The sequence below is a fragment of the Achromobacter sp. 01N37 genome (assembly GCF_056399725.1).
Genome location: NZ_JBFTRX010000003.1, coordinates 202028 through 226287, shown reverse-complemented (window position 1 = coordinate 226287; position 24260 = coordinate 202028). Strand labels below are relative to the sequence as shown.

General features: G+C 64.7%; 22 protein-coding genes. 13 read left to right on the top strand and 9 right to left on the bottom strand.

All coding sequences use genetic code 11. The annotated features are described in order from the left end of the window. Positions 1 to 8: 8 nt before the first annotated feature. Positions 9 to 683, bottom strand: a complete 675-nt coding sequence (locus AC1DSJ_RS07210) for a DJ-1/PfpI family protein (protein WP_441371192.1) — start codon at positions 681 to 683, stop codon at positions 9 to 11. Between the two features lie 102 nt (positions 684 to 785). Between AC1DSJ_RS07210 and AC1DSJ_RS07205 the strand changes: the two genes are divergently transcribed. After that, positions 786 to 1673: a GlxA family transcriptional regulator gene (locus tag AC1DSJ_RS07205; protein WP_054426233.1), complete on the top strand. Its 888-nt coding sequence runs from the start codon at positions 786 to 788 to the stop codon at positions 1671 to 1673. After that, entirely contained in the window at positions 1670 to 2113 is a 444-nt protein-coding gene (locus AC1DSJ_RS07200) for a hypothetical protein (RefSeq protein WP_254600555.1), read from the top strand. The genes AC1DSJ_RS07205 and AC1DSJ_RS07200 overlap by 4 nt, the downstream gene beginning before the upstream one ends. A 168-nt stretch (positions 2114 to 2281) precedes the next feature. Here the strand turns inward: AC1DSJ_RS07200 and AC1DSJ_RS07195 are convergent, their stop codons facing one another. Further along, positions 2282 to 3004 (bottom strand): SDR family oxidoreductase, encoded by a 723-nt coding sequence (locus tag AC1DSJ_RS07195; protein ID WP_175169939.1) that lies wholly within the window; start codon positions 3002 to 3004, stop codon positions 2282 to 2284. Continuing rightward, on the bottom strand, positions 3001 to 4008 hold the full coding sequence (locus AC1DSJ_RS07190; RefSeq protein ID WP_441371191.1) for a Bug family tripartite tricarboxylate transporter substrate binding protein: 1008 nt from the start codon (positions 4006 to 4008) through the stop codon (positions 3001 to 3003). The genes AC1DSJ_RS07195 and AC1DSJ_RS07190 overlap by 4 nt, the downstream gene beginning before the upstream one ends. A 169-nt stretch (positions 4009 to 4177) precedes the next feature. Between AC1DSJ_RS07190 and AC1DSJ_RS07185 the strand changes: the two genes are divergently transcribed. The 7 genes from AC1DSJ_RS07185 to AC1DSJ_RS07155 all read left to right on the top strand — a co-directional run bounded on the left by AC1DSJ_RS07185 (position 4178) and on the right by AC1DSJ_RS07155 (position 11929). Further along, positions 4178 to 5218 (top strand): cyclase family protein, encoded by a 1041-nt coding sequence (locus tag AC1DSJ_RS07185; protein ID WP_054426240.1) that lies wholly within the window; start codon positions 4178 to 4180, stop codon positions 5216 to 5218. A 3-nt stretch (positions 5219 to 5221) separates the two neighbouring features. Next, positions 5222 to 6838, top strand: coding sequence for an AMP-binding protein (locus tag AC1DSJ_RS07180; RefSeq protein ID WP_441371190.1), 1617 nt, complete (start codon positions 5222 to 5224; stop codon positions 6836 to 6838). A gap of 2 nt (positions 6839 to 6840) precedes the next feature. Next, positions 6841 to 7584 (top strand): GntR family transcriptional regulator, encoded by a 744-nt coding sequence (locus AC1DSJ_RS07175; protein WP_342067753.1) that lies wholly within the window; start codon positions 6841 to 6843, stop codon positions 7582 to 7584. A gap of 136 nt (positions 7585 to 7720) precedes the next feature. Continuing rightward, the gene (locus tag AC1DSJ_RS07170) at positions 7721 to 8983 is read left to right on the top strand and encodes an ABC transporter substrate-binding protein (protein WP_441371189.1); all 1263 of its coding nucleotides are present in this window, start codon (positions 7721 to 7723) and stop codon (positions 8981 to 8983) included. A 156-nt stretch (positions 8984 to 9139) separates the two neighbouring features. Continuing rightward, entirely contained in the window at positions 9140 to 9643 is a 504-nt protein-coding gene (locus AC1DSJ_RS07165; RefSeq protein WP_441371188.1) for an NUDIX hydrolase, read from the top strand. 15 nt (positions 9644 to 9658) lie between these two features. Continuing rightward, positions 9659 to 10468: an aminoglycoside phosphotransferase family protein gene (locus tag AC1DSJ_RS07160; RefSeq protein ID WP_441371315.1), complete on the top strand. Its 810-nt coding sequence runs from the start codon at positions 9659 to 9661 to the stop codon at positions 10466 to 10468. 66 nt (positions 10469 to 10534) lie between these two features. Further along, positions 10535 to 11929, top strand: coding sequence for a GntP family permease (locus AC1DSJ_RS07155; protein ID WP_441371187.1), 1395 nt, complete (start codon positions 10535 to 10537; stop codon positions 11927 to 11929). On the opposite strand, the gene AC1DSJ_RS07150 is transcribed toward AC1DSJ_RS07155, so the two are convergent. After that, positions 11908 to 12819, bottom strand: a complete 912-nt coding sequence (locus AC1DSJ_RS07150) for a LysR family transcriptional regulator (protein WP_346553089.1) — start codon at positions 12817 to 12819, stop codon at positions 11908 to 11910. The genes AC1DSJ_RS07155 and AC1DSJ_RS07150 overlap by 22 nt on opposite strands. A gap of 117 nt (positions 12820 to 12936) precedes the next feature. Here AC1DSJ_RS07150 and AC1DSJ_RS07145 point away from each other — a divergent pair, with 117 nt between their 5' ends. Next, positions 12937 to 13680 carry an SDR family oxidoreductase gene (locus AC1DSJ_RS07145; RefSeq protein WP_441371186.1) on the top strand — a complete coding sequence of 248 codons (744 nt, stop codon included), beginning with the start codon at positions 12937 to 12939 and terminating at the stop codon, positions 13678 to 13680. Between the two features lie 158 nt (positions 13681 to 13838). On the opposite strand, the gene AC1DSJ_RS07140 is transcribed toward AC1DSJ_RS07145, so the two are convergent. Continuing rightward, entirely contained in the window at positions 13839 to 15938 is a 2100-nt protein-coding gene (locus AC1DSJ_RS07140) for a TonB-dependent receptor (RefSeq protein WP_441371185.1), read from the bottom strand. 386 nt (positions 15939 to 16324) lie between these two features. Between AC1DSJ_RS07140 and AC1DSJ_RS07135 the strand changes: the two genes are divergently transcribed. After that, positions 16325 to 17209, top strand: a complete 885-nt coding sequence (locus tag AC1DSJ_RS07135) for a crotonase/enoyl-CoA hydratase family protein (RefSeq protein WP_054426253.1) — start codon at positions 16325 to 16327, stop codon at positions 17207 to 17209. A 134-nt stretch (positions 17210 to 17343) separates the two neighbouring features. Here the strand turns inward: AC1DSJ_RS07135 and pdeR are convergent, their stop codons facing one another. Continuing rightward, positions 17344 to 19341, bottom strand: a complete 1998-nt coding sequence (gene pdeR / locus AC1DSJ_RS07130) for a cyclic di-GMP phosphodiesterase (protein WP_054426255.1) — start codon at positions 19339 to 19341, stop codon at positions 17344 to 17346. A 338-nt stretch (positions 19342 to 19679) separates the two neighbouring features. Beyond that, positions 19680 to 20675 (bottom strand): Bug family tripartite tricarboxylate transporter substrate binding protein, encoded by a 996-nt coding sequence (locus AC1DSJ_RS07125; protein ID WP_054426258.1) that lies wholly within the window; start codon positions 20673 to 20675, stop codon positions 19680 to 19682. A 222-nt stretch (positions 20676 to 20897) separates the two neighbouring features. Here AC1DSJ_RS07125 and AC1DSJ_RS07120 point away from each other — a divergent pair, with 222 nt between their 5' ends. Further along, positions 20898 to 22673, top strand: a complete 1776-nt coding sequence (locus AC1DSJ_RS07120; RefSeq protein WP_476760285.1) for an IlvD/Edd family dehydratase — start codon at positions 20898 to 20900, stop codon at positions 22671 to 22673. Between the two features lie 52 nt (positions 22674 to 22725). Next, entirely contained in the window at positions 22726 to 23409 is a 684-nt protein-coding gene (locus AC1DSJ_RS07115) for a GntR family transcriptional regulator (protein WP_054426262.1), read from the top strand. Positions 23410 to 23437: 28 nt separating this feature from the next. On the opposite strand, the gene AC1DSJ_RS07110 is transcribed toward AC1DSJ_RS07115, so the two are convergent. Further along, complete coding sequence (locus AC1DSJ_RS07110) at positions 23438 to 23875, bottom strand: PIN domain-containing protein (RefSeq protein WP_175170023.1); 438 nt, start codon at positions 23873 to 23875, stop codon at positions 23438 to 23440. Beyond that, positions 23868 to 24104, bottom strand: coding sequence for an AbrB/MazE/SpoVT family DNA-binding domain-containing protein (locus AC1DSJ_RS07105; RefSeq protein ID WP_175169930.1), 237 nt, complete (start codon positions 24102 to 24104; stop codon positions 23868 to 23870). Before AC1DSJ_RS07105 ends, AC1DSJ_RS07110 begins: the two co-directional genes overlap by 8 nt. Positions 24105 to 24260: the final 156 nt, after the last annotated feature.

Genomic DNA, 24260 nt, shown 5'->3' with positions numbered 1-24260 from the left:
GTGGCGGGTTACGGCATATTCGCCGCCGCCCGGTCCACCAACGCCGCGCGCCGGTCAAAACGCGCCTGCGACATGGCCAGATAGCGCTCGACGATAGCGGGTTCCGACGTCGCGGGCGTGCCGCCCGGAAACGGCGGCTTCGGGTCGTACTCGATCTGCAACTGGATCAGCTTGGCGACGTCATCGCCGCACAGCGCCGCCACCACTTTCAAGCCCATGTCGATGCCTGACGTCACCCCGCCCGCGGTGTAGGTGTTGCCGTCCACGCACAAGCGTTCGTCGGTAGGAATCGCGCCAAAGCGCGACAGCAATTCGCGCGCACGCCAATGGCTGGACGCCCGTTTGCCGCGCAACAAGCCGGCCGCGCCCAGCAGCAGAGAACCCGTGCAAATACCAAACAGATATTGCGCCGCCAGGCCTTGCTGCCGGGTGAACGCCACCCAATCGGCGTCAACGATGGCATCATCCGTGCCCGGCCCGCCCGGCACCACCAGCAGATCGCATTGCGTGGCGGATGCCAGCGTCTGAGTCGGCAAAAATTTCAGGCCGCGGTCGCAACGTACCGGGTCCAGGCTTTTTGAGACAAAATCCACGGTAAACCGCGGCGCATTCGCCAGGACCTCGTAGGGGCCGGTCATATCCAGCTGGGTCAGCCCTTCGAACAAGAGAATATTCACATGCATGACGATGCTCCCTCAAGAACGCCAACGCCCAGCATAGGCGGACGCGCCCGGCCGCGTGTGCCAAAAAATGCAGAGATTGCGCCAGAACGCGCGCCACAGCGCGTGGTGTTCGTGTTGTACGACGGTTTCCAGCCGCTGGATCTGGCGGGCCCGTGGCAGGCGTTCAGCTCGGCCAACGAAGAAGCCGGGCGCGTGCTGTATCAGTTGAGCACCATCGCCGCCACGCCTGTCGTCAGCACCTGGGAACAGGGCTTGCGCATGCAGGCTGACAACACATTCGAGGCCGATGGCGATACGCCCATCGACATGCTGCTGGTGCCGGGCGGCCCCGGCGTGGACCGCGCCAGCGCGCACGCGGAAACGCGCGCATGGCTGCGCCGCCGGGATGCAACGACGCCGCGCACGTGCAGCGTTTGCACGGGCGCCTTTCTGTTGGCGGCCTGCGATCTGCTCAATGGCCGCGCCGTCACCACGCACTGGCGGTCGGCCGACCGGCTGCGCCAACTGTACCCGGCGCTGCGCGTGGAAGACGACCGCATCTTCATTGAAAGCGGCAAGTACTGGACGTCGGCGGGGGTGACCGCCGGCATCGACCTGGCGCTGGCGCTGATTGAACGTGACCATGGCGCCGCGCTATCGCAGCAGGTGGCGCGGCGGCTGGTCGTCTTCATGCGCCGCGATGGCGACCAGCGCCAATACAGCCAAAGCCTGCGCCTGCAAGACCGTGTGGCGGCGCCCTTTCGCGATCTGGTGGAAAAAATCGAAGCGCACTTGTCGGCCCGCTGGTCCGTGGACGACATGGCCGACGCCTGCCATATGTCGCGCCGCACCTTCCAGCGCAAATTTGCGGTGCACTTTGGTGTGGCGCCCACGGAAGTCTTGCGGCGGCTGCGAGAAGAACGCGCCAGCGCGCTACAGAGCACCGGTAAGATGTCGAAAAAAACGGTCCAACATCACGTGGGGCCGGTACCCAACAGGCCACCCCAATGACGCTACCGAATCACCGCGAATGCCTTGCCCGCTGGACCGCTGTTGCGGCCGCCTTGCTGACGCTGACGCTGCTGACCGCCTGCGACGATACGCCTTCCAAGCCAAAGCTGACGCTGGAGCAAAAGCTGTTTCAAGACCTGGCTCCCCATCGCGAGTTCAAGGGTGATCTCAACGGCCAGCCCGTGCATTTGATCGTCCACGACTGCGACGTGTATCTGAACGAGGCGGACCCGGAATCTTCGACCGGCGCGCGCCGCTGGACGATCGTGCTGGAACCCGAGTTCTACCCGTCGTTCATGGCGTGCCAGCGCCAATCGCTGACCCGCAAGGGCAACACCGTGGAAGCCGAGATCGGTGAAATGGCGATGGGCGCGGGCGGCTGCTGCGCAACGGGCGGCGTGTTCCGGTCCACCGACGGGCGCCACTGGAAACCGAAGTAAACCGCAGCAAGCCGCGCCCCCGCGGCTTCTGCCTCGCGGCCTCTACCCCGCGGCTTCTACCCCGCGCCTTCTACCCCGCGCCTTCTGCCCCGCGGCCTCTACCCCGCCGCCCCTACCCCGCCGCCACTACCCCGCCGCCTCTACCCCGCCACGCCTACCCCGCCACGCCTACCCCGCCAGCCCCACCGACATGCCGCCGCACACGTACAGCAATTGCCCCGTGATGAAGCCCGCCTGCTTGTCCAGGAACATGGCGACGCTGTGGGCCACTTCGTCCGGCGTTCCGACACGGCCCACGGGAATGGACGCTTCCAGCGCGCGCGTCTTGGGCGCGCCCGGCGGGTTGGACTGATTGAACAGTTCCGTGGCGATGGGGCCTGGCGCCACGGTGTTCACCGTGATGCCGTGGGCGGCCAGTTCCAGCGCCCAGGTGCGCGTCATGCCCGCCAAGCCTGCCTTGGATGCGCCGTACACCGAACGCCCGCCTTTGCCTAACGCCGCGCGGCTGCCGATGTTGACGACGCGTCCGTAGCCCGCCTGCCGCATGCCCGGCAGCAAGGCCTGCATCAGCAGGACCGGCGCGGTGATGTTCAGCGCCATCGTGCGCAGCAGGTCGGCTTCAGTCACGTCTTCAATATCGGCCACCTGGATCATGCCGGCGTTGTTCACCAGATGCAGCACGGGGCGCTCGGCCGCAAGTTCCGTTGCGGCGGCGCGCGTTGCGGCGGCATCGCCCAGGTCAACCGAGCGGAAGGTTTCGCCCGGCAGCGTGTCATCGGGCGCGCGGCGGCTGAAGTTGACGACGTGATAGCCGTCCTTGAGCAGGCGCGCCACAATGGCGCGCCCAATGCCCCGGCTGCCGCCGGTAACCAGTGCGATGGGGGTTGTCATTGCGCAGTGATTCCTTTGTCTTTGATGAGCCCGCCCCACTTCTTGCGCTCGGCGGATTCGAAGGCGGCCAGGTCGGCGCCGAAAAGCGTACCGGGTTTCGCGCCCATGGTGGCGAAGTTCGTGGCGATGGCCTGGCTTTGCAGACCGCTGCGTGCCGCGTCGATCAGCTGTTGGACAACCGGCGCCGGCGTATTGCGCGGCGCGTACAACGCGAACCAGGCGGTGACGTCAAAGCCGGGCAAGCCGGATTCCGCCACGGTGGGCAGATTGGGCACCGACGGGTCGCGGGCGCCTGACGTTACCGCCACGCCGCGCACCAGGTTGCCGTCCTTGATCTGCGCCAGCGCGCCCGGCAGGTTGTCGAACAACAGATCCACCTGCCCGCCCGCCACAGCAGGCAATGACGCGGACGTGCCCTTGAACGGCACGTGCAGCATCGTCACGCCCGCCATCGACTCGAAGTACGCGCCCGTCAAATGCACCGACGAGCCAATGCCGGGCGATGCGTAAGTCAGCTTCTTGTCGGGCGATTGCTTGGCAGCCTTGATGACATCGGCCACGGTTTTGTACGGCGACTTTGCGCTGACGGCGATCACGTTCGGCGTGGTCGACACCAGCGCAATCGGGACCAGATCACGCTCCGGGTCGAACGTCATGTTGCTGTACAGAAACTGGTTGATGGTCTGCGTGCCGATGGTGCCCAAGCCCAGCGTGTAGCCGTCCGGCTTGGCGCGCGCCACGTAGGCCATGCCGATATTGCCGCCCGCGCCGGGCTTGTTTTCAACCAGCACGGTTTGCTTCAAGCCCGGCTGCAGCGCGTTGGCGATGGCGCGGCCAAAGATGTCGGCCCCGCCTCCGGGCGGATACGGCACGACGACTGTGACGGGGTGCTCGGGGTAGCCGGCGGCATGCGCGGCGGAGTGAATGACGGGCAGCGCCAGCGTGGCCAACGCGGCCACGGCAACGCTGCGCCACCCGGCGCGCGGGGGTACGGCTTGGGTCATGAATCTGTCTCCTCTTGAATCCGCTGACTGCGGATTTCTTCTTAAGTCTTGTGGGTACAACTCGGCAACATCGGGGAAAATTCCAGCCTGCGGAATATTCAAAGCACTTCAAAGTACGTAAATACGTACTATAGTTATAAAAACATAGAACATAACCAGGAGACAAGAGATGAAACGCTGGACGCAACGCCCCGAAGGTTCCACCTGGGGCGACTTCGGGCCGGACGACGAGCTCGGCAGGCTGAACCTGCTGACCGAAGAAAAGGTGCTTCAGGGCGTGCGTGAAGTGCAGGCGGGCAAGGTGTTCTGCCTGTCGCTGCCGTTGGACCTGCCCGGCGGCAACGTGCTGAACCCGCGCCGTCATGCGCCCACGTTGAAACCCACGTTCCGCGAAGGCACGCCCTACCTGAACTTTGCGATGTCGCAGGTGCAGCCCGAGGCCGTTGACGTGCTGTCGGACGATCAGGTCACGCTGTCGATGCAATATTCCACGCAGTGGGACGGCCTGTGCCATGTGGGCGCAATGTTCGATATCCAAGGCGACGGCGAGCCGCGCCGCGTCTACTACAACGGCTTTGCGGCGGGCGTTGACGTCTTTGGCGGCGTGGACCCGGACACGTCCGACAACGCCTGCTGCCCGCCCGGCGGCTCGTATGCGCGCAAACTCAGCGTCAGCCGCTACGCCGAAAAAGGCATGCAAGGGCGCGGCGTGCTGGTGGATCTGGCGCGCGCCTTCGGCCCTGGCCGCACACTCGTCGGCCACGAACAACTGCAAGCCGCCATGCGTGACCAGAACGTCGTCGTCGAACCCGGCGACATGCTGGTGCTGCGCACAGGCTTCGCCGAGCGCGTCGTCGCCATGAACGGCCAGCCCGATCCCCACGAACTGGAACAGACGGGCGCGGTGCTGGACGGCGCCGACTCCGCCCTGCTGGACTGGATCACCGCCAGCGGCATCGCCGCCATCTGCGCCGACAACTACGCCGTGGAGTCCTACCCTGCGCGCACGTCCGGCCCCGGCCATTCGATCTTGCCGCTGCATCACCATTGCCTGTTCAAGCTGGGCGTGCCGCTGGCCGAGCTCTGGTACTTGAAGGACTTGGCCGACTGGCTGCATGCCCAGGGACGCAACCGCTTCCTGTTGACCGCCCCGCCCTTGCGCATGCCCGGCGCCGTGGGTTCTCCGGTAACGCCGATTGCCACGGTGTAAGCCATGACCGCACCCACGTCGACTTTTTCCGCGCACCTGGACGCGCTTGCCGCCCGCCGTCCCGACGCCACGCTGCTGATCGATCAAGACCAGCGGATCAGCGCCACACAGCTGCGCGCACAAAGCCGCGCCCTGGCGGCAGGCCTTGCACGCATCGGCGTGCAGCCCGGCCATCGCGTGGCCGTGTGGCTGCCCAACTGCGCGGCCTGGGTGGAATCGTTTCTGGCCTGCGCGCATCTGGGCGCGCTGGTGCTGGCCGTCAACACGCGATTTCGCGCGCTGGAAGTGGCCGATATCCTTGGCCGCGGCCAGGCCGATTGGCTGGTGTTCTGGCCGGGTTTCAAGGGCATCGACTTCGCCGGGATTCTTGACGGCGTCGCCCCGGAACACCTGACGCGTTTGCAAGGCGTGGTCACTCTGGGGGCTGACGATGAACATGCGCCGGCTACCCTGCATGACAAACCGGCGCATCGCTACGCAGACCTGCTCGCCACCCAAACTCCGCCGCCCGCCCCGCATGGCAACGCGGGCGTGCTGTGCTTCACCACGTCAGGCACCACGTCCAAGCCCAAGTTTGTGCTGCACGACCAGCAAACGCTGCTGCGTCATGGCGCGGCGGTGGCGCAGGCGTTTGGCTACGATGACCACAGCTGCGTGCTGGCCAGCGCCCCGTTCTGCGGGGCGTTCGGCTTTGCGACGCTGGTGGGCGGGCTGGCGCAAGGCGTGCCCGTGGTGTGCGCGCCGGTATTCAATGCGGCGGAATCCGCGCAGGCCGTTGCCCGCTACGCCGTCACGCACACCTATGCGAACAACGAAGCGCTGGTGGGCATGATGCAGGCGGCAGCCCCCGGCACGTTTGCGTCGGCGCGCCTCTTCGGCTTCGCCAGCTTCACCCCCGCGTTGGACAACATGCTGGACTTGGCGCGCGACGCCGGCGTGCCGCTGACGGGGCTGTACGGTTCCAGCGAACTGATCGCGCTGGTGGCAGGCCAGCCGCGCGACCCGCAAGAGGGTGACGTGTCGGCCCGCCATCAGCCCGGCGGCACGCTGATTTATCCTGATGCCCGCGTGCGCGCCCGCGACCCTGAATCCGGGCAAGTGCTGCCGCACGGCCAATCGGGCGAAATCGAAATCTTGTCGCCCAGCCTGATGCAGGGTTATCTGGACAACCCCGACGCCACGCGCAACGCGGTCACGGATGACGGCTATTTCAAGACAGGCGACCTGGGCTACACGCTGACCCCGCGCCAATTCGTCTTCCAGACGCGCATGGGCGATTCGTTGCGGCTATCCGGCTTTCTGGTGAACCCCGTGGAAATCGAGCAGGTCGTCGAAACCCTGCCCGGCGTGCGCGCCTGCCAGGTGGTGGGCGCCACCCGCCACGGCAAAATCGTGCCGTATGCGTTTGTGCTGCTGCAAGCCGGCGCCACGGCCGACCCCGCCGGCTGGACGGCGGCGTGCAAGGCGGCGATGGCCGGTTTCAAGGCGCCCGTGGGCTTTACCGTGCTGGACGCCTTCCCGTCCGTGGAAAGCGCCAACTCGGTCAAGATTCAGAAACACCGCCTGCGCGACATGGCGGAGGCTATGCTCTCGGATCTTTCCCCACCAGCCGCCCCCTGACCATGCCCGCCCGCAAGCTTTTCTCGCGCAGCCCCCAGCCGCTTTATCTGCAAGCGGCGGCGCTGTTCCGCAGCCATATCCAGAACCGCACCTGGCGGCCGGGCCAGCAGATCCCGCCGCTGGAATCGCTGATGGAAACCTATGGAATCTCGCGGGCGACCATCCGTCAGGCGTTTGGGCTGCTGGAACAAGACGGCCTGATCCGGCGGTCGCGCGGGTCTGGCACGTTCGTCAATGCCGAGCTGCCCGAAACGCCAACCTTGCTGATTCCAAAAACCTGGGCGGAAACCGTCGAGCTGAGCAATCAGCTGGGCACGGTGTCGCTGGTGGAATCCAGCGCTGATTCTCCGCTGCCTGACTCGCTGGGCATGCCTTGCGAGGCCGACCGCAGCGGGCTGTTCCAATACCTGCGCCGCGTGCACACGACCGACGCCGGCCCCTTCTGCTACAGCGAAGTCTTTCTGGAAAGCGGGCTGTTCCGCAAGCATCGCACCCGCATCCAGAAAAGCACGGTGGCCCCGGTGCTGGATCAGTTCTACGGCGCGCGCATCACCGAAGCGCGTCAGGTGCTGAACGTGATCGAAGCGGGCCAGGAATCCGCCGAGTCTCTGCAAATTCCCGTGTCGTCGCCCGTGGCCGAGCTGCGCCGCTATGCCTGCATCGACGGCCGCGTGGTGTATTTCGCGCGGCTGGAATTCCCGTTCCGCAAGGTGCGGATGGAATTCGATCTGCTGGCCCATCGCTGATTCGCGCGCCCTTCGTTCAACCGCCCAAGGAGCCCCACCCCACCGCCACGTCCATTTGCGCGGCCCGCCCCCAAACCAGAGCGCCATTGAAGCGCCAGCAAGTTTCAGACAGATCCGGCACAAGAGGAGACAAACCATGGCTTACGCCAACACGCCCCGGATTTCCATGCATTGCCGCAGCACGATTACCCGCTTGTTCGCCGCCACCGCCCTATCGGCGGCGGCCGCCGCACCGGCCTGGGCGCAGCAGCCCGCCGCCATTTCTGACGACATCGTCCGGCTCGGCCTGATCCTGGACATGAGCGGCGTGTACGCCGACGTCACCGGCAAGGGCAGCGCCACCGCCGCCCAGATGGCCATTGAAGATTTCGGCGGCACGGTGCTGGGCAAGAAGATTGACCTGATGGTGGTTGACCACCAGAACAAAGCCGACATCGCCGCCGCCAAGGCGCGCGAATGGTACGACACGCAGAAAGTCGACGCCATCATGGACGTGGCAGGCTCGGCGCCCGCGCTGGCCGTGCTGGAAGTGGCCCGCGAAAAAAAGAAGATCGTGGTCTTCAGCGGCCCCGGCACCGAACGCATCACCAACGACCTGTGCTCGCCCTATTCCGTGCACTACACCTACGACACCTGGTCGCTGGCCAACACGACCGCACGCGCCACCGTCGAAAAAGGCGGCAAGAGCTGGTACTTCCTGACCGCCGACTACGCCTTCGGCCACACCTTGCAGGCGTCCGCCACCGAGGTCGTCAAGGCCAATGGCGGCACGGTGCTGGGCGCGGCGCGCCACCCGTTGGGCTCCAGCGACTTCGCCTCTTATCTGTTGCAGGCCCAGGCCAGCAAAGCGCAGGTCGTAGGGCTGGCCAATGCCGGCGGCGACACGGTCAACGCCATCAAGGCCGCCAGCGAATTCGGCCTGACCAAGGGCGGCCAGAAGATGGCGGGATTGCTCTTGTATATCAACGACATCCACGCCATCGGCCTGGACGCGGCGGCCGGCCTGACGCTGACCGAAGCCTTCTACTGGGACATGAACGACCAGACGCGTGCCTGGTCGCAGCGCTACTACGACAAGCTGAATAAGATGCCCAACATGAGCCAGGCGGGCACCTATTCGTCGGTGATGCATTACCTGAAGGCCGTGCAGGCGGCGGGCACCGATGCGCCGGAGGCCGTGATGAAGCAGATGAAGGCCATGCCCATCAATGACTTCTTCGCCACCAACGGCCGCATCCGCGAAGACGGCCGCATGGTGCACGACATGTACCTGTTTGAAGTGAAGCAGCCGTCAGAATCCAAACGGCCGTGGGACTACTACAAGCTGGTGGCGACCTTGCCGGGCGATCAAGCCTTCATGCCCTTGTCGAAGTCGACCTGCCCGCTGGTGAAGAAGTAAGCGGAGGCTCAGGAAGGAGGCTCGGGAAGGAGGCTCGGTACTGAGCATCCGCAGTGAGCATGGACACCCGGCATCAGCATGGGCCATCAATAGACACGCGGACGGGCGCCTGCCCGTCCGCGTTCTACACTGCACGCATTGCCGCTGGATGCCCTCATGACCACTGTCCCCGCTCGCCCCATTCCCGCCACCATCGCCGCCGTCGTCCGAGACGGCCACGTGCTGCTGGTTCGCCGCGCCAACCCGCCTGATGAAAACTGCTGGGCATTTCCAGGCGGCAAGATTGACGCCGGTGAATGCATCGAAGCGGCGACGGCGCGCGAATTGCTCGAAGAAACCGGCGTGGTGGCCGAACCCCTGCATGTGTTCGACGCCGTTGACGTCTTCGACCGCGACGAAGCGGGTGCATTACGCCGGCATTTCATCCTGATCGCCGTGCTGTGCCGCTGGCAATCGGGCGAGCCCGTGGCGGGCGACGATGCGCGGGACGCACGCTGGATACCGCTTGCCGATCTGGAAGGCCATGAACTGGCCACAAGCTTTGGCGTGGCGAGGCTGGCGCGCAAGGCGGCGGCGCTGACTGCGGCGTTGGATTCCGGTTCGAGTTCAGGTTTGAATTCCGGTTCGGATTCCGGTTCGGATTCCGCTTCGGATTGCTGAGCGATGGTCCCCACAATGTTCGACGCCTACCTGTCCCGCTGGAACCTTACGCCCGACGGCGCGCCTATCGAGACGCATGCGGCGCGGCTGCTGCCCGTCATCCATCAGGGCGCGCCCGCCATGCTGAAGATCGCCTTGCAAGAAGACGAACGGCAAGGCGGCGTGCTGATGCGCTGGTGGGACGGCCACGGCGCGGCCCGTGTGCTGGCGCACGACGACGACGCCATCCTGCTTGAGCGCGCGATGGGTCCGCGCTCGCTCGCCGCCTATGCCCGCACCGGCCGCGACGACGAAGCCACGCGCATTCTTTGCGGCGTGCTCAACGATTTACACGCGCCGCGCGCCAAGCCGCTGCCCCCTCTGCGCGGGCTGGAGGAATGGTTTACCGATCTCTGGCCCATGGCGCAATCGCACGGCGGCATCCTGGCCGAAAGCGCCCGTTACGCGCGCGCCCTGTTGGACGACCCCCGCGACGTCTCCGTGCTGCACGGCGATATGCATCACGACAACGTGCTGGATTTCGGCGAGCGCGGCTGGCTGGTCATCGACCCCAAGCGCCTGACCGGCGAACGCACGTTCGACTACGCCAACATCTTCTGCAACCCCGACCTGTCTGACCCCGTGCCGCCCGTAGCCACCGTGCCCGGCTGCTTCGAACGCCGCTTGCAGATCGTGGTGGACGAGTCCGGCCTGGAGCGCCGCCGCCTGCTGCAATGGGTGGTGGCCTGGTGCGGGCTGTCGGCCGCCTGGTATCTGGGCGACGGCGACGACGCCGCGGTCGACCTGAACATCGCGCATCAGGCCCTCGCGCTGCTGCGGGTCTGATCTCCCGGCTTGATCGGGTAAGGTGTAGCCCCTGCACCCCTTATCTCTTCATTCCAGGAGCAATGAATGACCGGATTGTTTATCGTGGTGGCGGCGCTGGCGTTCCTGATGCTGGCGGCGTATCGAGGCTATAGCGTGATTCTGTGCGCGCCCATTGCTGCCATGGGCGCGGTGCTGCTGACGGACCCGTCGGCATTGGCTCCCATGTTCTCAGGCGTGTTCATGGAACGCATGGCGGGCTTCGCCAAGCTGTATTTCCCCGTGTTCCTGTTGGGCGCCGTGTTCGGCAAGCTGATCGAGCTATCAGGCTTTTCACGCGCCATCGTGCAGGCGGTGCTGCGCATGATTGGCGCGGAGCGCGCCATTGTCGCCATCGTGCTGGTGTGCGCGGTGCTGACGTATGGCGGCGTGTCGCTCTTTGTGGTGGTGTTTGCCGTGTACCCGTTCGCGGCCGAGATGTTCCGCCAAGGCGGCATTCCAAAGCGGCTGATGCCGGGCGCGATTGCGCTGGGCGCCTTCACCTTCACGATGACGGCGCTGCCTGGCACGCCGCAGATCCAGAACATCATCCCCACCACCTTCTTCGAAACCACGACCTGGGCCGCGCCCTGGCTGGGTTTGATCGGCGCAGCGTTCACGTTGACGGTAGGGGTCTCGTATCTGGAATGGCGGCGCAAGCGTGCGGCCGCCGCGGGCGAAACCTATGGCACCGAACTGCGCAATGAGCCGGTCACACCCGCCAACGAACGCAACCACCATCCGCTGATTGCGCTGCTGCCGCTGGTGGTGGTGGGCGTGATGAACTACCTGCTGACGCGCTGGATTCCGGGCTGGTATCCGGCCGGTTCCGAAGTGAACCTGCCCGGCTTACCCAAGCCCATGGCCGTCAATGTGGAAGACCAGGTGGCGTTGTGGGCGGTGATGGGCGCACTGATTACGGGCATCTTCACGATCTTGCTGTTCTCGTTTCGAAGCATCAAGGCGCACTTTGCCGAAGGCAGCAAGAGCGCCGTGTCGGGCGCGTTGCTGGCATCGATGAACACGGCGGCGGAATACGGCTTTGGCGGCGTCATCGCCGCGTTGCCCGGCTTCCTGCTGGTGGCCGACGCATTGAAGTCCATTCCCGATCCGCTGGTGGGCGAAGCCATTGCGGTGACGTCGCTGGCGGGCATCACCGGGTCAGCGTCCGGCGGCATGAGCATTGCGCTGGCGGCCATGGCGCAGACGTTCATCGACGGCGCGCACGCCGCCGGCATCCCCATGGACGTGCTGCACCGCATCGCCGCCATGGCCAGCGGCGGCATGGACACGCTGCCGCACAACGGCGCGGTCATCACGCTGCTTGCGGTGACGGGGCTGACGCACCGGCAGTCCTACGGCGACATCTTCGCCATCACATTGATATCGACGATGTCTGTGTTCGTGGTGATCGCCGTGTACTACCTGACCGGCATCGTCTGACCGAAGGCGTTGGCGAAGACCTCCGCGAGCCACTGGGTGAAGACGCGCACGCGCGCTGACACCTGGCGGTTTTGCGGATACAGCACCGACACGGGCATGGGCGCGGGCGGCCAGTCTGGCAGCACGATCTGCAACTGCCCCGCCGCCAGCTCCTGCTCTACCCGATACCGCGGCACCTGCACCAGCCCCAAGCCGGCCACCGCTGCGCTGGTATAGAGTTCGGCCCCCGTCACGCTGACAATCGCCGCCGCACGCACCTGCACGTTGCGGCCATCCACCATGAAGTCCAGCGGAATGCCGCGGCCGGTGGCGCTGGACAGGAAGTCCACGGTTTGATGATGGGCCAGGTCTTCCAGCCGCGCCGGCACGCCGAAACGCGCCAGGTAGGCGGGGCTGGCCACCGTCACTTGCGGCATCTGCGCAATCTGCCGCCCTGCCAGCGATGAGTCCTGCAAGGCCCCCGCGCGCAACACGCAATCGACCCCTTCCCGCACCAGATCCACCAGGCGGTCGTCTTCGCCCAGGTGCAGAACGATATCGGGATAGCGCGCCAGAAAGCCAGGCAAGCCGGGCATGACGAAATTCTTGGCCAGCGTGCCTTGCGCATTGACCCGCAGCAAGCCCTTGGGCGCGGTGTTCAGAAAGGCGCCGTCCGCTTCTTCAAGATCGGCCAGCAGGCGCACGCAGCGTTGGTAATAGGCTTCGCCATCGTGCGTCATGCGCACCTGCCGCGTCGTGCGTTCGAGCAGGCGCGCGCCCAAGCGCTTTTCCATGCGCTTGATCAGCGTGGTGACGGTGGCGCGGGGAATTTGCAGGTCTTCGGCCGCCTGCGAAAAACTGCGGCGTTCGGCGATGCGCACAAACACCTGCATTTCTTGAAAACGATCCATAGCGGCGGCCCATTATTAATGCAGATGGAATTATGTTCGCGAATATAGGGTAATTATCTTCTGTTTGGAATAGTTCATGATTCGTTCCATCCCCACCCTGTAGACGGAGTTAGCCTCATGACCCAACAAGCCCCCCAACGTGTCGCGCTGGTGACCGGCGGTTCGCGCGGCATTGGCGCGGCCATCGTGCGCCGCCTGGCCCGCGACGGTTTTGCCGTGGCCATCAACTATGCCGCCAGCGCGTCCGAGGCCGATGCGTTGGCCGCTGAGATCCGAGACGCCGGCGGCCGCGCGCTTGCCGTGCGCGCTGACGTGTCGAAGGCGGCCGACGTCACCGCTCTGTTTGACCAGGTGCAGGCCGAACTCGGCCGCATCGACGTGCTGGTCAACAGCGCGGGCGTGCTGAGCGTGCAACCGCTGGCCGACACCACCGACGAACAGTTCGAACGCACCTTCGACATCAACACGCGCGGCACCTTCAACACGCTGCGCGCGGCGGCGACCCGGCTGGCCGATGGCGGCCGCATCGTCAACGTGTCCAGCACCACCATTGCGCTGAACCTGCCCGGCTACGCGATCTACATCGGCAGCAAGGCGGCGGTCGAGAGCTTTACGCATGTGTTTTCAAAAGAACTGCGCGGCCGCCAGATCACCGTGAACGCCGTGGCCCCCGGCCCCGTCGCCACCGAGCTGTTCCTGAAAGGCAAAAGCCCGGAGCTGATCGAACACTTCACGAAGCTGCCGCCGCTGGAACGCTTGGGCCAGCCCGACGACATCGCGGGCGTGGTGTCGTTCTTGGCGGGGCCGGACAGCGGCTGGGTGAACGGCCAGATTCTGCGCGCCAACGGCGGCATCGCCTGACCGCTTGGCGGGTAGCGGGTAGCGGGCAGCGCGGGCCATGGTTGCGTGCCATGAATGCGGGCCATGAATGCGGGCCATGGTTGCGTGCCAACGCTCCGTGCCAACGCTGCGTGCCATGAATGCGGGCTACTGACGCGGGCCCGCCCTGCCCGCCTTGCCTAGAACCGGTACTGCGCCGTGGCGACAACGGTGCGCGGTTCGCCGAACTGGATCTGGCCGGCGCTGGTGGCCGAGCTGTAGTAGGTCTTGTCGGTAATGTTGCGCACGGCCAGGCGCCAATCCCATTTGCCCGTACGGTATCCCAGCAGCGCGTCCCAGCGCGCATAGCCCGGCAGCGTCGTCAGGTTGGTGTTGTCGGCATAGCGTTCGCCCACAAAGGTCAGGCCGGTTTCGCCGTACAAGCCTTCAGCGGGTTTGTACGTCAGGAACACGCTGCCGTTACGCCGCGCCACGTTGCTGATGCGGTTGCCGGCCAGGCCATTGTTGTCTTCCACGATGGACGCGTTCTGCAAGCCCACGCCCCCACGCAGATACCAGTTGCCCGTCAGGCGGCCCGCCGCGGTCAGCTCGACCCCGCGTGAACGCTGCTTGCCCGTCAGCAGCACCAGGGTCGGATCATTGGGGTCCGTCGTGCGGCGGTTGTAGAGCTCAAGCTGATAGACGGCCAGCGTCGTGCTCAGTTGCCCGTCCAGCCAATCGCTCTTCACGCCCACTTCCGTCTGGCGCGTGTGTTCCGGGTCCAGGTCGTTGGTATTGCCGCGCGCATTCGGCGTGATGCCGATGGTGCCGCCGCCCGTGGGGGAAAACGTCTTGCTGTAGGACGCATAGAAGGAATGGTCGCGCACCGGCGTCCACACCAGGCCCACGCGCGGGCTGACGCCGCTGCTGTCATGCGAGGCCGACGCGTCCAGCAGCTTGTTCGTGGAATCAATGCTGAAACGGTCCATGCGCACGCCCATCAACACCTGCCACGCGTCGTTCAGCTTGATCTGGTCTTGCAGGTAATAGCCCTGGCTCTTGACCTTGTGGCGCGCATCGCTGCTGACCGCCATGCGGCCGTTGTGCTGCAAGGACAGGTTCGGATCGACCAGGTCCAGCGCCGGCACGGGCTGCGCGCCCGGCCCGCTGGTGGCCGCCGAATACAGCGTGGGCGAACGGTCCTGGTGCGAAAGCTCAACGCCGAACAACACCCGGTGTTCGAGGCTGCCCGTGTGGAACAGGCCTTCGGTTTCCAGGTTGTTGGTGATGTTGCGGGTGGACAGGTTCTGCTGCCAGCGCGTGCGCGTGACTTTGCCGGTGGCGGCGTTGTAGCCGGTCAGGTAGGTGTTGTCGAAATCACTATCCAGCTTGAAGACGCCCAGCGTGTAGCGCAGTTGCCAGTCGGGCGCCAGCGTGTAGGCCAAGCGTGAACGGAACGATTGGGCGCGGTCGTCGATGTAGTCACGGTCGGGGTCGCCATAGACGGTGCTGCGGCCCACGTCGGCGGGGCGGCCGTTAACGCTGGGGATGCCGCGGTCAGGCGTGCGGTCATAGCGGCTGTACTCGTACTGCACCAGCCAGTCCAGGTTGGGCGTGATGCGCCAGTTGATGGCGGGCGCCACCAGTTGGCGCGTGCCACCGATCTTGTGGCGAAAGCTGTTCGTGTCTTCCTGGCCCACGTTCAGGCGCACGCTGACGTTGTCGCTGGGGTCGGCGCTCAGATCGCCATACACGCTGCGCAGGTCCCAGCTGCCCGTCTGCGCTTCCACGGTGGACTCGCGGCCCGGCGTGGGCGCCTTGCTGACGCGGTTGATGATGCCGCCCTGGCTGCCCCGCCCGTACAACACGGCGGCGGGGCCTTTCAGCACTTCGATGCGTTCAATGTTGTGCAGGTCGCGCACGTACTGGCTGTCGTCGCGAATGCCGTCCAGATAGAAGTCATTGCTGGCGTCAAAGCCGCGGATGCGCACGGAGTCAAAGCGCGTGTCTTGCGCGCTGGACACGTTGGGCATGCCGGACAGCGCATCGCTGATGGTCGAAACGCCGTAGTTCTGCACGTTTTCAACCTTGACGGTGTCGATCGTCTGCGGCACGTAGCGGGCCGGCGTCTGCGTGCGCGTGGCGGTGGTGACTTCTGGCACGCGGGGATCGTCGGCATTGGCGCCTTCGACGCTGATCGCGGGCAACTGCGCCGTCTGGGCAACGGCTTGGGGCAAGGCGCAAGACAGCGCAAGCGCAACGCTCAACGACAGGGAGCGCGGAACAAACGGGGGAAACATCGCAACGCCTTCAACAATTCAGGTTTATGAAAGCCGCGATGCTAACGAGAACGAATTTTGTTTGCAAATGAGAATTATTTTGTGTCGGCATTCCGCCACAGAGTCATCCCAACGCATGAGTCCTGTTGATTTCAGCGGGTCATCCGGGAACGCCCGGATCTTCTTGAGTTTGCGAAGGTGCTCATCCGTTGCGCCGATGCGCGGCTCGTTCGACCGGTTGAGCCGGCAACGCCGTTCGCACGGTTTTCGCATTCATCACTCGGGCCTTTGACCTACGGACAAGTCTGGCCAGCCGGACGAGGTTTGCATGAGACGACAGCCGGAAGCTCTGTATTAGGCTGACCCGGCAGTACTCCGACTCACCTTGATCGATTGGACGAAAGCACATGAATCAACTCATTCATACAGACTGCCACCCCTTTACCGCAGCCGGCAACATGAAGCAGATTTCTGCGTTTTATGAGGAAGGACGTCGTGTCATGTGGATGATGCTCCGGGCGCAGCCGCGGCCTTGCTTTAACCACGAACTTATCGACGAAATCATGACCTTGGCGCGCGCCGCCAAGGATTCGGGCCTGCCCATCGACTTCTGGGTCACGGGCTCGCTGGTGCCGCAGATCTACAACGTGGGCGGAGACCTGAACTTCTTCGCCGAAGCCATCCGGACGGGCAAGCGCGAAGCGCTGCGCGCCTATGCGCGGGCTTGCGTGGACTGCGTGCATGCCGCGTCGCGCGGTTTCGACACCGGCGCCATTTCGCTGGCCATGATCGAAGGCACGGCGCTGGGCGGCGGCTTTGAAGCCGCCCTGGCCCACCACTTCGTGCTGGCGCAGAACAATGCCCGCATGGGCTTCCCGGAAATGGCGTTCAACCTGTTCCCGGGCATGGGCGGCTATTCGCTGGTGGCGCGCCGGTCAGGCATGCAATTGGCCGAAGAGCTGATCAGCTCCGGCGAATCGCACACGGCCGAATGGTTCCACGGCAAGGGCCTGGTCGACAAACTGTTCGAACCAGGCGAGGCGTACCGCGCCACGCGCACTTTCATCGACGTCATGCGGCCCAAGCTCAACGGCATGCGGGCCATGCTGCGGGCGCGCCAGCGCGTGCTGAACCTGTCACGCTCCGAATTGATGGACATTACCGAAGACTGGGTCGAAGCCGCGTTCTCGATCGATCCGAAGGACCGCGCCTATATGGAACGCCTGGTGCTGGCGCAGAACCGCCGCAGCGCTTCCAGCACGGACGCCGTGCAGGAGGCGACGATGCATTGATACCGCCGCCGATAGCACGGCATTGAATTGCCGCTACTGGCATAACGGGGCTGGCGTCCGGCGTCCGGCCCCGTCGATCGCAACGCGCAGACATCACGCGATTAAATCAGGCGATGTGCGTCAAGCAATAAACGTCATGCGATCAGATGCAGCCGGCGCCGATGCGCCAGCCACGCCGACAGCTCGGCGGCGGGCATGGGCTTGGCGTACAGATAGCCCTGCTTGGCGTCCACGCCCAGGGTATCGAGGAACGTGGTTTCCTCAACCGTCTCAACCCCTTCGGCAATGACCTTCAATTCCAGCGTGCGCGCCACCGCCACGATGGCCCGCGCCAACGCTTGCGACACCGGATTTTCATTCACGCCGCGCACAAAGCTCGCGTCCAGCTTGATGGCGTCCAACGGAATGCGCGCCAGCTGCGACAGCGACGAATATCCCGTGCCGAAATCGTCCAGGTGCACGCGCGCGCCCAGTTGGCGGAATTGCTTGATCAGGTCGATGGCGGCGCCCTCGTCTTCGATCAGGCAGCTTTCCGTGAGCTCGATGTCGAGCATGCACGGGCCCATCCCCGCGTCGTTGATGGCGCGCATGAAGTCGCTGACCACGCCCTTGTCGTCCAGCTGCCGCGCCGACATGTTGATGGCGATACGGATGTTCAGGCCGTCGCGCTTCCATGCGGCCGCCTGCCTTGCAGCTTCGCGCATGACCCACACGCCCAAGGGCGAGATCAGCCCCGATTCTTCGGCATAGGGGATGAAGACACTGGGGCAGACCATGCCGCGCTCGGGCGAGCGCCAGCGCAGCAAGGCTTCCACGCTGTCGACTTCGCCCGTGCGCCCTGCCAGCTTGGGCTGGTAGTACAGCATCAGGTGGTTTTCGGCCAAGGCCTTGCGCAGGTTGGTGTCCAGCCACACGTAGTCGGCGTTGCGGCGGTCCATCTCGGGCTGGAACACGCGGTAAGTGTGGCGCCCGGCTTCCTTGGCCACGTACATGGCGATGTCGGCGCTGCGCACCACGCTGTCCAGGTCCGCGCCGTGGTCGGGGTACATGGCGATGCCGATGGAGCAACTGGTGTAGACCTCGATCAGCCCCTGGCGGAACGGCTCGCGCAGGCGTTCGATGATGCGTTCGGCCGTGGCTTCCAGTTCCCAGGCTTGCGCTTTTTCCTGCAAGACGATGAACTCGTCGCCGCCCAGCCGGGCCAGCGTCTGCCCTTCTGCCAGGCAAGTCGAAATGGCCACCGACACGGCCTTGAGCAGGCGGTCGCCAAAGCCGTGGCCGTAGTGGTCGTTGATGCGTTTGAAGTTGTCCAGGTCCAGGAACAACACGCCGCCGTGCCCGTCTTTGCCCACCGCCAGCGCCTCTTTCAACCGCGCCGTGATGGCGTGGCGATTGGGCAGATTGGTCAGCATGTCGGTGTTGGCCAGCACGCGCAGGCGTTCCTGCGCGGCGCGTTCTTCGGTGATGTCGGTGCCCGAGCAGATCAGGTAGACGCGCTTTTCGCCGCTGCCGCTGGTGACGAACTTATTGCGGAACAGGAACAGGCGCGGACCCTTGACCGTGTTGATCAGGCGTTCCACTTCATAGGACTGCCCGCGCTTGTAGAACTCGGCGATATTGCGGCGCGAGGCCATGGCCTCTTCGCGCGTCATGAACATCTCGAACACGCTGCGTCCGACGATGTCCTGTTCGCGCTTGCCGGTGTATTCCTCGCTGAGCTTGTTAAAGCGCTGCACACGGCCGTTCTGGTCCACGATGACGATCACCGAGTTGGCTTCGGACACCACGGTTTCGGCAAACGACAAGCCTTCGACCAGGTCCTTGGCAACCGATTCGGTATCGGAATGCGCCGATGCGGTGCCGGCCCATTCATTCGGGTTGATCTTGCGGCCCACCAGATGGAGCCTGAGCAGATCGCCGTACAACGCAATATCGATGCGCACGCTGGACGTAATGCCCGTCAGCGCGCGGATGATGTCCGCCTGATCCGGGCGCAATCCCATCGCGACATTCGTTGCGCCCTTGATGGCAGCCAGTTCTATGGCATCGCTATCGGCCGCCAGCCTCCAATAAGGGCTATGCGTACCGAAATGCGTGTACAGGATCGACTTTTCGTCCTGATTCTCAGTCATCGTGGTATCCCCCCACTGTCCAAGGCCTGGACCGAAAAGTACATTACGGCCTAGTCCGAATGGGGTCAATACCCGCTTAAGGGGCGTCAAACGCTGTATTACGGATTATTGCATCGGCGTTGTGATGCGCCGCGTAATACTCTTGCCATTCCCGACCATTTAATGCGTCTGCGAACCGGCGTTTGAATTGCTTGTTGCGTCAAGCATCTACGCAACGCACAAAAAATATCGCCAGAGATTCCTTGGGAAATCTCTGGCGTGTGGCGTAAATGGCGCAATTTTGCGAGGACTCGGGCGAATAATCAGCGCCCGGAGCCGTTTGCAGCGCGAGCAGGCGGTCAGTCGCCCTTCACGCCGGCTTCATCAATCACCTTCGTCCAGCGAGCCAGTTCTGCCGACACGCGGGCGCTGGCGTCGGCCGGCGTCGTCCACGTGGCGATGGCGCCCTGGTTCAACAGCGATGCCTGCACTTGCGGCTTGGCCAGAATCTTCTTCAGCTCGCCGTTCAGGCGGTCGATCACCGGCGCCGGGGTATTGGCGGGCGCGACGATGCCGAACATGGAGCTGACTTCGAAGTCCTTCAAACCGGCTTCGGCGGCAGTGGGCACATCCGGCAGCGCATCCACGCGTTGGGGCGAGGTCACCGCCAGCGCGCGCAGCTTGCCGGCCTTGATGTTGCCCTGTGCGGCAGGCACGGTTTCGATCATGCTGAGCACCTGGCCGCCCATCAGGTCGGTCATGGCCGGGCCGCTGCCCTTGTACGGCACGTGCAGGATGTCGACGCCTGCGGTGCGCTTGAACATYTCRCCSGCCAGRTGCTGCGGCGAACCGTTGCCGGCCGACGCCATCGTGATGTAGCCCGGCTTGGACTTGGCCAGCGCAATGAATTCCGACAGCGTCTTGGCCTGCACCGACGGGTTCACGACGAACACCAGCGGCACCGTGCCAACGATGGACACCGGCGCGAAGCTCTTTTCCACGTCATACGTCACGCGGCCACGGTACAGCGCGGCATTGATGGAGTGGCTGGTCAGCGCGCCCATCAGCAAGGTGTAGCCGTCCGGCTGCGCCTTGGCGACCTGGTCGGCGCCGATATTGCCCGCCGCGCCTGCGCGGTTTTCCACGATCACCGACTGGCCCAGCGCGCCCGTCAGCTCTTGCGCCAGCACGCGGCCGATCACGTCAGTGGCGCCCCCGGGCGGGTACGGCACGATCAGGCGGATGGGTTTGTCGGGGTAGGCATCGGCGGACATCGCCGGGGCGGACACACCGGCACAGATGGCCAGCAGGGAAAGCAGGACGGCACGGCGCGGCCGCAGACGCAGGTCTGACATAGGGGTCTCTCCAGCCGGGATGAGTATTGGAATAGGACGGACGCCCGGCTCGTCAACCGCGCCAGTGTAGGAGTGCAAACTTGATAGAAGAATCAGAATTTTTCTATCGACTGATCTGATAAATAGATCAATATATCGGGGCGCACAAACCGCTTGCGGTGCATTTCAAAGGCTGGATATGATCTTGCACCTGGATTATCAATAATATTATCGGGACTGAAAATGACGGACGAGACCAAGGGCGACAAGCCCGCGATGGGCCCTTTTGACAGCGACAGCGCCACCGCGCACGGCGTCGCCCGCGGGCTGACGAACTACGGCGACAAGGGTTTCTCGCTGTTTTTGCGCAAAGCATTCATCAAGGGCGCCGGCTTGTCCGACGACGCGCTGGCTCGTCCCATCATCGGTATCGTCAACACCGGCAGCAGCTACAACCCCTGCCACGGCAACGCGCCGCAACTGATCGAAGCGGTCAAGCGCGGCGTCATGCTGGCGGGCGGSCTGCCGRTGGACTTYCCSACCATCTCGGTGCAYGARAGCTTCTCSSMGCCSACCAGCATGTACCTGCGCAACCTCATGTCCATGGACACCGAGGAAATGATYCGCGCCCAGCCSATGGATGCGGTSGTRCTGATCGGCGGYTGYGACAAGACGGTGCCSGCGCAACTGATGGGCGCGGCATCGGCCGGCGTGCCGGCCATTCAACTGGTTACCGGTTCGATGCTGACGGGTTCGCATCGCGGCGAACGCGTGGGCGCCTGCACCGACTGCCGCCGCTACTGGGGCCGTTACCGCGCCGACGAAATCGACGCGCCGGAAATCGCCGACGTCAACAATCAGCTGGTCGCCAGCGTGGGCACCTGTTCCGTGATGGGCACGGCCAGCACCATGGCCTGCATCACCGAAGCGCTGGGCATGATGGTGGCGGGCGGCGCGTCCGCCCCGGCCGTCACCGCCGACCGAGTGCGCGTGGCCGAACGCACCGGCGCCACGGCGGTTGCCATGGCCGCGTCGCGCCTGACGCCCGACCAGATCATCAACGGCAAGTCCATCGAAAACGCCTTGCGCGTGCTGCTGTCCATCGGCGGGTCCACTAACGGCATCGTCCACCTGACCGCCATCGCCGGCCGTCTGGGTATCGACATCGACCTGGCGGGCCTGGACCGCATCAGCCGCGAAACCCCCGTGCTGGTCGACCTGAAGCCGTCGGGCCAGCACTATATGGAAGACTTCCACGACGCCGGCGGCATGCTCGCGCTGCTGCGCGAACTGCGCCCCTACCTGCACCTGGACGTGATGACCGTGTCCGGCCGCACGCTGGGCGAAGAACTGGACGCCGCGCCCGCCCCCTTTAAGCAGGACGTGATCCGCACGGCCGCGTCGCCGATTTACCCCGTGGGCGGCCTGGCCGTGCTGCGCGGCAACCTGGCCCCGGGCGGCGCCATCATCAAGCAATCGGCCGCCAACCCCAAGCTGATGGAACACGAAGGCCGCGCCGTGGTGTTCGAAGACGCCGAAGACATGGCGCGCCGCATCGATGACGACGCGCTGGACGTGACCGCCGACGACATCCTGGTGCTCAAGCGCATTGGCCCGACCGGCGCGCCGGGCATGCCCGAAGCAGGCTACATGCCGATCCCCAAGAAGCTGGCGCGCGCGGGCGTGAAAGACATGGTGCGCATTTCCGACGGACGCATGAGCGGCACGGCGGCCGGCACCATCGTGCTGCACGTCACGCCCGAGTCCGCCATTGGCGGCCCGCTGGCCTACGTGCAAAATGGCGACCGCATCCGCCTGTCGGTGGCGCAACGTGAAATTGCCCTGCTGGTGGACGATGCCGAACTCGCGCGCCGCGCGGCGGAAAAGCCCATCACCCGCCCCACCGCCGACCGCGGCTACCGCAAGCTGTTCCTGCAAACCGTGACGCAAGCCGACCAGGGCGTTGATTTCGACTTCCTGCGCGCCGGCGTTACGCACGACACCGTGCCCAAGAAGTAAGCCCCACGCTGTCAACCCCCACGCCACAGGCCCCCGCAACCCAACCGCCGCCATGAACGCCATCACGCCCGACGCCCTGCAAGCAGAGGCCCCCGACGCCACGCAATCCGCGGTGGCCGCCCTGGAAGAAGACATCGTCTTCGGCCGGCTGCACCCGCGCGAACGCCTGACCGAGGACGAGCTGATGGCGCGCTTTTCCATGAAGCGCCATGCCGTGCGGCAAGTGCTGAGCGAGCTAGAACTCTTGGGCGTGGTCGAGAAAAAGCGCAACATCGGCGCCGTCGTGCGGACGTTCTCCGCGCGCGAAGTCATGGAGTTGTACGCGCTGCGCGAAGTGCTGGAAGTGCACGCCGCCAGCCAGATGCCGCTACCCGTGCCCGAAGCCCGGCTGGCGGCGCTGGTGGCGGTGCAGCGCGAACACGACGCCGCAGTCACCGACGGCGATGCGCGCCGCGTGTTCCGCAGCAACCAGCGCTTTCACCGCGAATTCTTCGGCCTGCTCGACAACGCCGTGCTAGGCCAGGCCATCGAAGAATACGCCCGCCGCACCCACCCGATCCGCTTCGGTACGCTGGTTGCCGCTGGCTACAGAGAACGCGCCAGACAAGAACACTGGGCCATGATCCAGGCGCTGCGCGACGGCGACCGAAATGCGCTGATGACCATCTGCCGGGACCATCTGCTGCCGTCGAGAGACGCGTATCTGGCGTCGGAGCAGATGCGGTTGCGGGCGTGATGCTTGAGGCCAGTGGCGCCAATGCGGCTCAAGCCCCCGGTTCGGCCAGGCGTGAACGCTGTTGAACAAACGGGTTGATCAGCGTCAGCCGATCGTCAATCGACATCGCAGTTTGCATGTCTTCGGTGTAAAGAATTTCGCTGTCCGCCGCCAGCGCCGACGCCACGATGCACGCATCATATAAAGACAATTGATAGCGTTCGGCCAATTGCCGAGCCTTGTCGTGCGTCTCTACCGTCAGTGGCGCGACACGGCAGAACACCCTGACCATCGCCAGAAATTCGTCGATCTCGCCCCAGCCCATTTTCAACTTGCGCGCGCAGACGTTGGCGACTTCATTCAACACCTGCACGCTGATGACGGGTTTGCTTCTGAGCAGAACCTCGGCGACGTTGGCCTTGGCCAAATCCGCGCTCAAGAGATAGACCACGATATTGCTATCGAGAAACACGCGCGCGTTAGCCATCACGGCGGTTCGCCTTATCTCGGTTAAAGACAAAGTCCGCGGGCAACCTGCCACGAAATTCGCGCAGCTTGGCCAGCACGCCCTCTTCGCCCGCCGTCTTACGCACTTCGAAGCGACGGTCACCCTGCACGTGAATCTCGATATCGTCGCCTTCTTGCAGATCCAACGCCTCCACCACGCTGGCCGGAAGACGCACGGCCAGACTGTTACCCCATTTGGCGACTCGCATCGTAAGCCCCTCCTTGGATATACATATAAAAAGTATATCCATGATAGTCGAGCGCGAAGCAGAGAAGCCATCCCCTGACTTTCATAGTCGTCCTATAGCCCCTTTCTGAAATGTGGCCGACCATTGCGGGCCCCATTGCACGTCCCTTTTACCCAT